Annotated in this window: 7 protein-coding genes, 2 tRNA genes and 2 rRNA genes; 6 read left to right on the top strand and 5 right to left on the bottom strand. The window is 56.4% G+C overall.

Going from position 1 to position 13212, the window contains the following annotated elements; genetic code table 11:
• Positions 1–41: 41 nt before the first annotated feature.
• The 5 genes from BLR63_RS19220 to BLR63_RS19200 form a co-directional block, all read right to left on the bottom strand.
• Positions 42–728, bottom strand: a complete 687-nt coding sequence (locus BLR63_RS19220; RefSeq protein ID WP_010567637.1) for an SDR family oxidoreductase — start codon at positions 726–728, stop codon at positions 42–44.
• A gap of 56 nt (positions 729–784) precedes the next feature.
• Positions 785–1366, bottom strand: a complete 582-nt coding sequence (locus BLR63_RS19215; RefSeq protein ID WP_010567636.1) for an IMPACT family protein — start codon at positions 1364–1366, stop codon at positions 785–787.
• 11 nt (positions 1367–1377) lie between these two features.
• On the bottom strand, positions 1378–2037 hold the full coding sequence (locus BLR63_RS19210) for a TetR/AcrR family transcriptional regulator (RefSeq protein WP_010567635.1): 660 nt from the start codon (positions 2035–2037) through the stop codon (positions 1378–1380).
• Positions 2038–2124: 87 nt separating this feature from the next.
• On the bottom strand, positions 2125–3519 hold the full coding sequence (locus BLR63_RS19205; protein ID WP_010567634.1) for a uracil-xanthine permease family protein: 1395 nt from the start codon (positions 3517–3519) through the stop codon (positions 2125–2127).
• Positions 3520–3607: 88 nt separating this feature from the next.
• A complete protein-coding gene (locus BLR63_RS19200; RefSeq protein WP_010567633.1) occupies positions 3608–4528 on the bottom strand; it encodes a LysR family transcriptional regulator in 921 nt (306 codons plus the stop codon).
• A 125-nt stretch (positions 4529–4653) separates the two neighbouring features.
• On the opposite strand from BLR63_RS19200, the gene BLR63_RS19195 reads away from it, so the two are divergent.
• From BLR63_RS19195 to BLR63_RS19165, 6 genes are all read left to right on the top strand, one after another.
• Positions 4654–6003, top strand: a complete 1350-nt coding sequence (locus BLR63_RS19195; RefSeq protein ID WP_010567632.1) for an aspartate aminotransferase family protein — start codon at positions 4654–4656, stop codon at positions 6001–6003.
• 39 nt (positions 6004–6042) lie between these two features.
• A complete protein-coding gene (locus BLR63_RS19190) occupies positions 6043–7536 on the top strand; it encodes a CoA-acylating methylmalonate-semialdehyde dehydrogenase (RefSeq protein ID WP_010567631.1) in 1494 nt (497 codons plus the stop codon).
• A 628-nt stretch (positions 7537–8164) separates the two neighbouring features.
• Positions 8165–9701: ribosomal RNA gene (locus BLR63_RS19180) — 16S ribosomal RNA — on the top strand.
• Positions 9702–9783: 82 nt separating this feature from the next.
• Positions 9784–9860: transfer RNA gene (locus BLR63_RS19175), tRNA-Ile, on the top strand.
• A gap of 30 nt (positions 9861–9890) precedes the next feature.
• Positions 9891–9966, top strand: a tRNA-Ala gene (locus BLR63_RS19170).
• A 234-nt stretch (positions 9967–10200) separates the two neighbouring features.
• Positions 10201–13092 (top strand): 23S ribosomal RNA (locus tag BLR63_RS19165).
• Together the 16S and 23S rRNA genes with 2 tRNA genes alongside form the textbook arrangement of a ribosomal RNA operon.
• Positions 13093–13212 lie beyond the last annotated feature (120 nt).

The following is a 13212-nucleotide window of genomic DNA, read 5'->3' as shown; positions in this document are numbered from 1 at the left end:
TCGTTACCGACGGCAATCGGTCGATAACGATCCTGTGGGGCTTACCAGGCGATGGTGTTGCCTTTGTAATCGACGAAGTGATGGCCGCCCTTGCCGGTATAGGCATTCACCTGGTCCACCAGGCCGCGCACGCTGGTGTCGACATCGATGTGGGCGTTTTCGCCGCCCATGTCGGTCTTCACCCAGCCGGGGTGCAGCGACAACACGGTGAGTTTTTGATCGCCGAGTTGGGTGATGAAGCTGTTGGTCATGGAGTTGAGCGCAGCCTTGCTCGCTTTGTACAGCGCCAGGTCCGAGCCGTCGGGAATGGTCACGCTGCCCAGCACCGAACTCATGAAGGCCAGTACACCGCTGTCCTTGCGGATCTGCCCGACAAAACGCTGGGCCAGGTTGATCGGTGCCACGGCATTGGTGAAGAACAGTTGGCCGACTTCGGCCAGGGTGGCGTGGCCAGGCTCTTGATTGGCCGGGCCCTTGACGCCTGCGTTGACGAACAGCAGGTCGAAGGTGCGCGCCTTGAGACGCTGGCTCAGGGCGATCACGGCTTGCTGATCGTCCATGTCGAGTTTCTCGATCTGTACCGGACCCACGGCCTTAAGGGCGTCGGCCTTGCTCGGATCACGCACGGTGGCAGTCACGTCCCAGCCGTCCTTGAGCAATTGCTTGACCAGGCCAAGGCCCAGTCCGCGTGAGGCGCCGATGATCAGAGCGGTTTTTGGCGTAGACATGAAGGGCTTCCTTTGACATCGCGGTTCAGGGAATTCAGTGGACAACAGTAGCAGCTTCAACGTTGCAGCAGGATGCGTCCGCGGCTCAAGTCGGCGAGCTGGGTTTGCAGGGTCTGGATCTGGGCTTCGCCCATCGCCAGTTGCAGCTCCACACCGTTGGCGGTGAAGTTTTCTTCGACCACCAGCCCGCCGAGTTCGGCCACGCGCAGTTTGACCAGGTTCAGTTCGGAAAACCCGCAGGCGCAGCTCAGGGGCACGCGGCTGATCAGCTCGATGCGCTCGGCGGTTTGCAGGCATTTATTCGCGCCGCCACCGTAGGCGCGGGCGAGGCCGCCGGTGCCCAGTTGGATACCGCCGTACCAGCGAATGACCAGCACGGCGACCTGATCAAAACCTTGTGCCTCGATGGCCGCAAGGATCGGCCGCCCAGCGGTCCCGCCGGGTTCGCCGTCGTCACTGCTGCGGTATTGATCGCCAAGTTTCCAGGCCCAGCAGTTGTGCGTGGCGTTCAGGTCGCTGTGTTGCTCGAAGAACGCCTGGGCATCCTGCGGGCTGGTGATCGGTGTCGCGAGGGTAATAAAGCGGCTTTTGCGTATTTCTTCACGAAATTCGCAAAGGCCTGTGAGCGTGAAAGGCATAGGTCGTGTCTTCAGTAGGCTGGCTTGATGCCACAGCCCTTGAGAATGATGTGGATCAGGTTGGTGCCGGCATCGTCCATGTCTTGCTTGGTCAGCTTGGTGCGACCGGTGACGCGGCAAATCTGGGTGGCAAAGTCAGCGTAGTGCTGGGTACTGCCCCACAACAGGAAGATCAGGTGCACGGGATCGATGGGGTCCATCTTGCCGGCGTCGATCCACGCCTGGAACACCGCCGCCCGGCCACTGAACCAGGCGCGATAGTCCTGGCTGAAATATTCGGTGAGGCATTCGCCGCCGCTGATGATCTCCATGGCGAAGATCCGCGAGGCCTGGGGCTGGCGCCGCGAGAACTCCATCTTGGTGCGGATATAGCGGGTCAGCGCTTCGGCCGGGTCGTCCTCGGCGGTCAGCGCGTTGAAGGTACTGTCCCACAACTCCAGGATATTGCTGAGCACAGCGATATACAGGCCCAGCTTGTTGGTGAAGTAGTAGTGCAAGTTGGCTTTCGGCAGCCCGGCACTGGCCGCGATGGTGTTCATGCTGGTGCCTTTGTAGCCATGACGCGCGAACTCATCTTCAGCAGCCTGGAGAATCGCCTGTTCGTTCTTTTGACGAATGCGGCTGGCGGGCTTACCGGCGTGGATGCTGTGGGCAGGAACTTCGAGGCTCATGGAGGTTTCCGTGCTGATCGATAGAGACGACGTGTGCACAGATAACTCACCCTCAAGCCTCAGACAAGTCCTGATGCAATAAAACCGTCAAAGCGGTTCCAGTGTGTCGCTTTCCTGTGCGTGGTTTGCCGCCGTGGCGGTCACTTTGGCTTCCGGTAACAAGAGGCATAACGCAATGGCGGTCAACCCACCGCTGGTGATGGCCGAGTCGAACAGGTTCTGCACCAGGGTTGGCATCAAGTGCAACAAACCAGGTTGCGCGGCGATGCCCAGGCCGACGCCAAACGAGGTCGCGATGATCAGCATGCTGCGACGGTCCAACGGCGCCTGGGCGAGAATGCGCACGCCGGCGGCGGCCACACTGCCGAACATCACCAGGGTCGCGCCGCCCAATACCGGTTTGGGGATTTGCTGCAGCACCGCGCCAATCAAAGGGAACAGCCCCAGGCAAAACAGCACCACGCCGATGTACAGACCGACGTAACGGCTGGCCACGCCGGTGAGTTGGATCACGCCGTTGTTCTGGGCAAAGGTGGTATTGGGAAAGGCGCTGAAGGTGGCGGCGATCATGCAACTGACGCCATCGCCCAGCACGCCGCCCTTGAGCCGGCTTATATAAGAAGGGCCGCTGATGGGCTGGCGGGCGATCATGCAGTTGGCGGTGAGGTCGCCCACGGTTTCGATGCTGCTGATCAGATAAATCAGCGCGATCGGCAAGAAAGCGCTCCAGTCGAAGTTGAAACCGAAGCGAAAGGGCATCGGCACGCTGATCAATGGCAAGTCGGGCAGGGCGTGGGGCACCAGCTTGCCGCTGAACCAGGCCGCGAGACTGCCGAGGGCCAGGCCGATGATGATCGCCGAGAGGCGCACCCAAGGCGTGTTGGAGCGGTTGAGCAAAATGATGGTCAGGACCACGAACACGCCCAGGGCCAGGTTGAGGGGCGCACCGAAGTCAGGCGCGTTGAAGCCGCCGCCAAGGTCGGTGATGCCCACTTTGATCAGGCTGATACCGATCAGCGTAATCACGATCCCGGTCACCAGCGGTGTGATCACCCGGCGCAGTTGGCCGATAAAGCGGCTCAGCACGATTTGCACCGCAGCGCCGAAAAAGCACACGCCGAAAATCATCGCCATGATGTCTTCCGGGCTGCCGCCCCGCTGCTTCACCAGGAAACCCGCCGACAGTACCGCACCGAGAAATGCGAAGCTGGTGCCTTGCAGGCAGATCATCCCTGCACCGATACCAAACGGCCTACGCGCCTGGATGAACGTGCCGACGCCGGACACCATCAGCGCCATGCTGATCAGGTAGGGCAAATGAGCGGTGAGGCCCAGAGTGGAGCCGATGATCAGCGGCGGCGTGATGATGCCAACGAACGCGGCCAGCACATGTTGCAGTGCGGCCAGCAGTGCCGGGGCGGGTTTGGGGCGGTCGTTGAGGCCGTAGATCAGGTCGCTGGGGCTGGAGGATTCTGGTGGCATGGTGGGCAAACTCGAGGCGGACGGTTCTAGGTCCTCGTGTCCTTGCAAAAAGCTGTCCAGTTGCTCAGCTTTTTGCGTAAAGCCCGAGTTAGCGCGTTGCCGCCAGGCTTTCCAGGAAGCTTTCCAGCACCAAATGAGGGCGACGACCCTTGCGCGTGACCGATGCCAGGCTTAAATCGTAAAAACGTGTAGCTGGTTTCAGCGCGCGCAGTCGGCCTTGTTGCACCCACAGGCTAGCGTAGTGATCGGGCAAGTAGCCGATATAGCGGCCGGTAAGGATCAGGAATGCCATGCCTTCACGGTCCGAAGCGCTCGCGGTGCAATTGAGTGCCTGGTAATGGGCCTGGATCTCGGCGGGCAACCGAAAGGTGGGGGCGATCGCGTCCTGGGCGTTGATGCGCTCGTCGTCCAGTTGCTTGTCGTCGGCATAAAACAGCGGGTGGCCAACCGCGCAATAGAGCAGCGAGCGTTCGCTGTACAGCGGCTGATACTCAAGCCCGGACAGCGCACTCGCCTGAGGCACTACGCCGACATGCAGGCGGCCATCGAGTACGCCTTGTTCGACTTCGTTGGGGGCGATCATGCGGATCTGGATCTGCACGTCAGGGCCGCGCTCCTTCAATTGGGCCAGGGCATGGGTGATGCGCATGTGGGGCAGGGTGACCAGGTTGTCGGTCAGGCCAATGATCAACTCGCCGCGCAAATGCTGGTGCAGGCCATTGACCTCAGTACGGAAGCTTTCCAGCGCACTTAATAGTTGCAGCGCCGATTGGTAGACCTCGCGGCCTTCTTCGGTGAGGGAGAAACCGGCGCGGCCCCGTTGGCACAGGCGCAGGCCCAGGCGTTGTTCAAGGTCGCTCATTTGCTGACTGATGGCCGAACGGCCGATGCCCAGCACGGTTTCCGCTGCGGAGAAGCCGCCGCATTCCACGACGCTGCGAAAGATGCGCAGCAGGCGGATATCGAAGTCGCTGACTTGGGCCAGGGGATCGTGTCGACGGCTGCTCATAGTTTAGTGAAGGCCAGACTGAAGGTTAGAAGAGTTGGATTTCACCGACTTTATCCCCGTGGCAATTTAGCTGCAAGAACGCTTTTCAATCCCGACGCTGCCTTTTGCCTTGCGAGGTTTTGCTGATGAACATGCCCGAAAACGCCCCATCGTCCCTGGCCAGCCAACTGAAGTTGGATGCTCACTGGATGCCTTACACCGCCAACCGTAACTTCCAGCGCGACCCGCGCCTGATCGTGGCCGCCGAGGGCAGCTGGTTGACCGATGATAAGGGCCGCAAGGTCTACGATTCGTTGTCGGGGCTGTGGACCTGCGGCGCAGGGCACACGCGCAAGGAAATCCAGGAAGCGGTCGCCAAGCAATTGGGCACCTTGGACTACTCCCCAGGCTTCCAATATGGTCACCCGTTGTCCTTCCAACTGGCGGAAAAAATTACCGACCTGACCCCGGGCAACCTGAACCACGTGTTTTTCACCGACTCCGGTTCCGAGTGCGCCGATACAGCGGTGAAAATGGTGCGTGCCTACTGGCGTCTGAAAGGCCAGTCCACCAAGACCAAGATGATCGGCCGCGCCCGTGGGTATCACGGTGTGAACATCGCCGGCACCAGCCTGGGCGGCGTCAACGGCAACCGTAAGATGTTTGGGCAGGCGATGATGGACGTTGATCACCTGCCTCACACGTTGCTGGCAAGCAACGCCTTCTCCCGTGGTATGCCGGAGCAGGGGGGGATCGCCCTGGCCGATGAGCTGCTCAAGCTGATCGAACTGCATGATGCCTCGAACATCGCTGCGGTATTTGTCGAGCCAATGGCCGGCTCCGCTGGCGTACTGGTGCCGCCACAGGGGTATCTCAAGCGTCTGCGTGAAATCTGCGACCAGCACAACATCCTGTTGGTATTCGACGAAGTGATCACCGGTTTCGGCCGCACCGGTTCGATGTTCGGTGCCGACAGCTTCGGTGTGACGCCGGACCTGATGTGCATCGCCAAGCAAGTCACCAACGGCGCGATCCCAATGGGCGCGGTGATTGCCAGCAGCGAGATCTATCAGACCTTCATGAATCAGGCGACGCCTGAATATGCGGTGGAATTCCCCCACGGCTACACCTACTCGGCGCACCCGGTGGCTTGCGCGGCGGGCCTGGCGGCATTGGACCTGTTGCAGAAGGAAAACCTGGTGCAGAGCGTAGCCGAAATCGCCCCGCACTTTGAGAATGCGCTGCACGGTGTGAAGGGCAGCAAGAACGTGATCGACATCCGCAACTATGGCCTGGCCGGTGCGATCCAGATTGCCCCGCGTGATGGTGATGCGATCGTACGTCCGTTCGAGGCCGGTATGGCTTTGTGGAAAGCCGGGTTCTATGTGCGCTTCGGCGGTGACACCCTGCAGTTCGGGCCAACCTTCAACAGCAAACCGCAGGACCTGGATCGTCTGTTCGACGCGGTCGGCGAAGTGCTGAACAAGATCGACTGATTTCTCCTTCTATATAGAACAATTTTTCAGGAGCCCTGCATGAGCCTTATCCAGCATTTGATCAACGGCCAGTTGGTCAGTGAGTCCGGTCGCACTGCCGATGTGTACAACCCGTCCACCGGCCAGGTGATCCACCAGGTGCCGCTGGCCAGTCGTGAAACCATTCAGAGTGCGATCGACTCGGCCAAGGCGGCATTCCCCGCATGGCGTAATACCCCGGCGGCCAAGCGCGCTCAGGTGATGTTTCGCTTCAAGCAATTGCTGGAGCAGAACGAAGCGCGGATCTCGCAGTTGATCAGCGAGGAACACGGCAAGACGCTCGAAGACGCGGCCGGCGAACTCAAGCGCGGCATCGAGAACGTGGAATACGCATGTTCGGCACCGGAAATTCTCAAGGGCGAGTACAGCCGCAACGTGGGGCCGAACATCGATGCCTGGTCGGATTTCCAGCCGTTGGGTGTAGTGGCGGGTATCACCCCGTTCAACTTCCCGGCGATGGTGCCGCTGTGGATGTATCCGCTGGCGATCGTTTGCGGTAACTGCTTCATCCTCAAACCGTCGGAGCGCGATCCGAGTTCGACGCTGCTGATTGCACAGCTGTTGCAGGAAGCGGGTCTGCCTAAGGGCGTGTTGAGCGTGGTGCACGGCGACAAGGGCGCGGTAGATGCGTTGATCGAGGCGCCTGAAGTCAAGGCGCTGAGCTTTGTGGGCTCGACGCCCATTGCCGAGTACATCTATGCCGAGGCGACCAAGCGCGGTAAACGCGTGCAGGCGCTGGGTGGAGCGAAGAACCATGCGGTGTTGATGCCCGATGCCGACCTGGATAACGCAGTCAGTGCCCTGATGGGCGCGGCCTATGGCTCCTGCGGCGAGCGTTGCATGGCGATCTCAGTCGCCGTGTGTGTGGGTGATCAGGTGGCCGATGCGTTGATTGCCAAGCTGGTGCCGCAGATCAAGGCGTTGAAGATCGGTGCGGGCACGACTTGTGGTTTGGATATGGGCCCCTTGGTAACGGGGCAGGCGCGCGACAAAGTCAGCGGCTATATCGAGGACGGTGTGGCCTCCGGCGCCGAGCTGGTGGTTGATGGTCGAGGGTTGAGCATTGCCGGGAACGAAGAAGGTTTCTTCCTGGGCGGTAGCTTGTTCGATCGCGTGACGCCTGAGATGCGTATCTATAAGGAAGAAATCTTCGGGCCAGTGCTGTGTGTCGTGCGAGTGAACAGCCTGGAAGCGGCGATGCAACTGATCAACGATCATGAATACGGCAACGGTACCTGTATCTTCACCCGTGATGGTGAGGCTGCGCGTTTGTTTTGTGATGAGATTGAAGTGGGCATGGTTGGCGTGAACGTCCCACTGCCGGTACCGGTGGCGTACCACAGCTTCGGTGGTTGGAAGCGCTCGCTGTTTGGCGATTTGCATGCCTACGGGCCGGACGGTGTGCGTTTCTATACCCGTCGCAAGGCGATCACCCAGCGCTGGCCGCAACGTGCCAGCCATGAAGCCTCGCAGTTCGCGTTTCCCAGCTTGTAAGACGGGATGAACGAAAGCCGGCCCGAAGGGGCCGGCTTTTGTGTTTTAGCGTGATTTTTGACTGATATGACAGAAAGGCAAAATTAAAGGTTGACGGCAGATTCTGGAAGTCTATAATTCGCCCCACTTCCGGCGCAGTCTAAATGGAAAACTCCTTGGTAAACAAAGAGTTATGCGAGATTCGACAGCGACCTGCTTCAGTTTATCGAGGCCCAGAAGGAGTTGGTAGGGCAGTGTAGTTTGGCTCTATTAACGTTTCGATCCTCTCGGTCGAAAGCGGAGAAAAAGAGGTGTTGACAGCAGCGTGTAACGCTGTAGAATTCGCCTCCCGCTAACGAGAGATCGGAAGCGCAAGTGGTTGAAGTTGTTGAGGAAAACCTCGAAAACTTCTGAAGATAATCACTTGACAGCAAATGAGGCTGCTGTAGAATGCGCGCCTCGGTTGAGACGAAAGATCTTAACCAACCGCTCTTTAACAACTGAATCAAGCAATTCGTGTGGGTGCTTGTGGAGTTAGGCTGATAGTCAACAAGATTATCAGCATCACAAGTTACTCCGCGAGAAATCAAAGATGTAACCAACGATTGCTGAGCCAAGTTTAGGGTTTCTTAAAAACCCAAAGATGTTTGAACTGAAGAGTTTGATCATGGCTCAGATTGAACGCTGGCGGCAGGCCTAACACATGCAAGTCGAGCGGTAGAGAGAAGCTTGCTTCTCTTGAGAGCGGCGGACGGGTGAGTAATGCCTAGGAATCTGCCTGGTAGTGGGGGATAACGTTCGGAAACGGACGCTAATACCGCATACGTCCTACGGGAGAAAGCAGGGGACCTTCGGGCCTTGCGCTATCAGATGAGCCTAGGTCGGATTAGCTAGTTGGTGAGGTAATGGCTCACCAAGGCGACGATCCGTAACTGGTCTGAGAGGATGATCAGTCACACTGGAACTGAGACACGGTCCAGACTCCTACGGGAGGCAGCAGTGGGGAATATTGGACAATGGGCGAAAGCCTGATCCAGCCATGCCGCGTGTGTGAAGAAGGTCTTCGGATTGTAAAGCACTTTAAGTTGGGAGGAAGGGCAGTTACCTAATACGTGATTGTTTTGACGTTACCGACAGAATAAGCACCGGCTAACTCTGTGCCAGCAGCCGCGGTAATACAGAGGGTGCAAGCGTTAATCGGAATTACTGGGCGTAAAGCGCGCGTAGGTGGTTTGTTAAGTTGGATGTGAAATCCCCGGGCTCAACCTGGGAACTGCATTCAAAACTGACTGACTAGAGTATGGTAGAGGGTGGTGGAATTTCCTGTGTAGCGGTGAAATGCGTAGATATAGGAAGGAACACCAGTGGCGAAGGCGACCACCTGGACTGATACTGACACTGAGGTGCGAAAGCGTGGGGAGCAAACAGGATTAGATACCCTGGTAGTCCACGCCGTAAACGATGTCAACTAGCCGTTGGGAGCCTTGAGCTCTTAGTGGCGCAGCTAACGCATTAAGTTGACCGCCTGGGGAGTACGGCCGCAAGGTTAAAACTCAAATGAATTGACGGGGGCCCGCACAAGCGGTGGAGCATGTGGTTTAATTCGAAGCAACGCGAAGAACCTTACCAGGCCTTGACATCCAATGAACTTTCTAGAGATAGATTGGTGCCTTCGGGAACATTGAGACAGGTGCTGCATGGCTGTCGTCAGCTCGTGTCGTGAGATGTTGGGTTAAGTCCCGTAACGAGCGCAACCCTTGTCCTTAGTTACCAGCACGTAATGGTGGGCACTCTAAGGAGACTGCCGGTGACAAACCGGAGGAAGGTGGGGATGACGTCAAGTCATCATGGCCCTTACGGCCTGGGCTACACACGTGCTACAATGGTCGGTACAGAGGGTTGCCAAGCCGCGAGGTGGAGCTAATCCCAGAAAACCGATCGTAGTCCGGATCGCAGTCTGCAACTCGACTGCGTGAAGTCGGAATCGCTAGTAATCGCGAATCAGAATGTCGCGGTGAATACGTTCCCGGGCCTTGTACACACCGCCCGTCACACCATGGGAGTGGGTTGCACCAGAAGTAGCTAGTCTAACCCTCGGGAGGACGGTTACCACGGTGTGATTCATGACTGGGGTGAAGTCGTAACAAGGTAGCCGTAGGGGAACCTGCGGCTGGATCACCTCCTTAATCGACGACATCAGCTGCTCCATAAGTTCCCACACGAATTGCTTGATTCATTGAAGAAGACGATAAGAAGCAGCCCGAAATTGGGTCTGTAGCTCAGTTGGTTAGAGCGCACCCCTGATAAGGGTGAGGTCGGCAGTTCGAATCTGCCCAGACCCACCAATTTTGTGTGGGAAACGCCTGTAGAAATACGGGGCCATAGCTCAGCTGGGAGAGCGCCTGCCTTGCACGCAGGAGGTCAACGGTTCGATCCCGTTTGGCTCCACCACTACTGCTTCTAGAAGTTGAAAGCTTAGAAATGAGCATTCCATCAATGTGATGGTGAATGTTGATTTCTAGTCTTTGATTAGATCGTTCTTTAAAAATTTGGGTATGTGATAGAAAGATAGACTGAACGTTACTTTCACTGGTAACGGATCAGGCTAAGGTAAAATTTGTGAGTAATTGCGAATTTTCGGCGAATGTCGTCTTCACAGTATAACCAGATTGCTTGGGGTTATATGGTCAAGTGAAGAAGCGCATACGGTGGATGCCTTGGCAGTCAGAGGCGATGAAAGACGTGGTAGCCTGCGAAAAGCTTCGGGGAGTCGGCAAACAGACTTTGATCCGGAGATGTCTGAATGGGGGAACCCAGCCATCATAAGATGGTTACCTTACACTGAATACATAGGTGTAAGGAGCGAACCAGGGGAACTGAAACATCTAAGTACCCTGAGGAAAAGAAATCAACCGAGATTCCCTTAGTAGTGGCGAGCGAACGGGGACTAGCCCTTAAGTGGCTTTGAGATTAGCGGAACGCTCTGGAAAGTGCGGCCATAGTGGGTGATAGCCCTGTACGCGAAAATCTCTTAGTCATGAAATCGAGTAGGACGGAGCACGAGAAACTTTGTCTGAATATGGGGGGACCATCCTCCAAGGCTAAATACTACTGACTGACCGATAGTGAACTAGTACCGTGAGGGAAAGGCGAAAAGAACCCCGGAGAGGGGAGTGAAATAGATCCTGAAACCGTATGCGTACAAGCAGTGGGAGCAGACTTTGTTCTGTGACTGCGTACCTTTTGTATAATGGGTCAGCGACTTATTTTCAGTGGCGAGCTTAACCGAATAGGGGAGGCGTAGCGAAAGCGAGTCTTAATAGGGCGTCTAGTCGCTGGGAATAGACCCGAAACCGGGCGATCTATCCATGGGCAGGTTGAAGGTTGGGTAACACTAACTGGAGGACCGAACCGACTACCGTTGAAAAGTTAGCGGATGACCTGTGGATCGGAGTGAAAGGCTAATCAAGCTCGGAGATAGCTGGTTCTCCTCGAAAGCTATTTAGGTAGCGCCTCATGTATCACTGTAGGGGGTAGAGCACTGTTTCGGCTAGGGGGTCATCCCGACTTACCAAACCGATGCAAACTCCGAATACCTACAAGTGCCGAGCATGGGAGACACACGGCGGGTGCTAACGTCCGTCGTGAAAAGGGAAACAACCCAGACCGTCAGCTAAGGTCCCAAAGTTATGGTTAAGTGGGAAACGATGTGGGAAGGCTTAGACAGCTAGGAGGTTGGCTTAGAAGCAGCCACCCTTTAAAGAAAGCGTAATAGCTCACTAGTCGAGTCGGCCTGCGCGGAAGATGTAACGGGGCTCAAACCATACACCGAAGCTACGGGTATCACGTAAGTGATGCGGTAGAGGAGCGTTCTGTAAGCCTGTGAAGGTGAGTTGAGAAGCTTGCTGGAGGTATCAGAAGTGCGAATGCTGACATGAGTAACGATAATGGGTGTGAAAAACACCCACGCCGAAAGACCAAGGTTTCCTGCGCAACGTTAATCGACGCAGGGTTAGTCGGTCCCTAAGGCGAGGCTGAAAAGCGTAGTCGATGGAAAACAGGTTAATATTCCTGTACTTCTGGTTATTGCGATGGAGGGACGGAGAAGGCTAGGCCAGCTTGGCGTTGGTTGTCCAAGTTTAAGGTGGTAGGCTGAGATCTTAGGTAAATCCGGGATCTTAAGGCCGAGAGCTGATGACGAGTTGTCTTTTAGATGACGAAGTGGTTGATGCCATGCTTCCAAGAAAAGCTTCTAAGCTTCAGGTAACCAGGAACCGTACCCCAAACCGACACAGGTGGTTGGGTAGAGAATACCAAGGCGCTTGAGAGAACTCGGGTGAAGGAACTAGGCAAAATGGCACCGTAACTTCGGGAGAAGGTGCGCCGGTGAGGGTGAAGGACTTGCTCCGTAAGCCCATGCCGGTCGAAGATACCAGGCCGCTGCGACTGTTTATTAAAAACACAGCACTCTGCAAACACGAAAGTGGACGTATAGGGTGTGACGCCTGCCCGGTGCCGGAAGGTTAATTGATGGGGTTAGCTAACGCGAAGCTCTTGATCGAAGCCCCGGTAAACGGCGGCCGTAACTATAACGGTCCTAAGGTAGCGAAATTCCTTGTCGGGTAAGTTCCGACCTGCACGAATGGCGTAACGATGGCGGCGCTGTCTCCACCCGAGACTCAGTGAAATTGAAATCGCTGTGAAGATGCAGTGTATCCGCGGCTAGACGGAAAGACCCCGTGAACCTTTACTATAGCTTTGCACTGGACTTTGAATTTGCTTGTGTAGGATAGGTGGGAGGCTTTGAAGCGTGGACGCCAGTTCGCGTGGAGCCAACCTTGAAATACCACCCTGGCAACTTTGAGGTTCTAACTCAGGTCCGTTATCCGGATCGAGGACAGTGTATGGTGGGTAGTTTGACTGGGGCGGTCTCCTCCTAAAGAGTAACGGAGGAGTACGAAGGTGCGCTCAGACCGGTCGGAAATCGGTCGTAGAGTATAAAGGCAAAAGCGCGCTTGACTGCGAGACAGACACGTCGAGCAGGTACGAAAGTAGGTCTTAGTGATCCGGTGGTTCTGTATGGAAGGGCCATCGCTCAACGGATAAAAGGTACTCCGGGGATAACAGGCTGATACCGCCCAAGAGTTCATATCGACGGCGGTGTTTGGCACCTCGATGTCGGCTCATCACATCCTGGGGCTGAAGCCGGTCCCAAGGGTATGGCTGTTCGCCATTTAAAGTGGTACGCGAGCTGGGTTTAGAACGTCGTGAGACAGTTCGGTCCCTATCTGCCGTGGACGTTTGAGATTTGAGAGGGGCTGCTCCTAGTACGAGAGGACCGGAGTGGACGAACCTCTGGTGTTCCGGTTGTCACGCCAGTGGCATTGCCGGGTAGCTATGTTCGGAATAGATAACCGCTGAAAGCATCTAAGCGGGAAACTAGCCTCAAGATGAGATCTCACTGGGACCTTGAGTCCCCTGAAGGGCCGTCGAAGACTACGACGTTGATAGGTTGGGTGTGTAAGCGCTGTGAGGCGTTGAGCTAACCAATACTAATTGCCCGTGAGGCTTGACCATATAACACCCAAGCAATTTGCTTGCTTCGAGCTGAAAAGCGAAAGAGCACCAGATTGCGGTGTGTGAAGACGAAACGAACCGAAAGTTCGAATCTCACAAAACACCAAAGCTATCACATAC

The sequence above is a fragment of the Pseudomonas extremaustralis genome (assembly GCF_900102035.1).
Taxonomy (GTDB): Bacteria; Pseudomonadota; Gammaproteobacteria; order Pseudomonadales; family Pseudomonadaceae; genus Aquipseudomonas; species Aquipseudomonas extremaustralis.
This window is presented reverse-complemented; position numbering and strand designations above follow the sequence as displayed.

Bases quoted from the DNA above. Each gene is read 5' to 3' on its own strand.
- BLR63_RS19220 (WP_010567637.1), bottom strand. From the start codon at position 728: ATGTCTACGCCAAAAACCGCTCTGATCATCGGCGCCTCACGCGGACTG.
- BLR63_RS19215 (WP_010567636.1), bottom strand. From the start codon at position 1,366: ATGCCTTTCACGCTCACAGGCCTTTGCGAATTTCGTGAAGAAATACGC.
- BLR63_RS19210 (WP_010567635.1), bottom strand. From the start codon at position 2,037: ATGAGCCTCGAAGTTCCTGCCCACAGCATCCACGCCGGTAAGCCCGCC.
- BLR63_RS19205 (WP_010567634.1), bottom strand. From the start codon at position 3,519: ATGCCACCAGAATCCTCCAGCCCCAGCGACCTGATCTACGGCCTCAAC.
- BLR63_RS19200 (WP_010567633.1), bottom strand. From the start codon at position 4,528: ATGAGCAGCCGTCGACACGATCCCCTGGCCCAAGTCAGCGACTTCGAT.
- BLR63_RS19195 (WP_010567632.1), top strand. From the start codon at position 4,654: ATGAACATGCCCGAAAACGCCCCATCGTCCCTGGCCAGCCAACTGAAG.
- BLR63_RS19190 (WP_010567631.1), top strand. From the start codon at position 6,043: ATGAGCCTTATCCAGCATTTGATCAACGGCCAGTTGGTCAGTGAGTCC.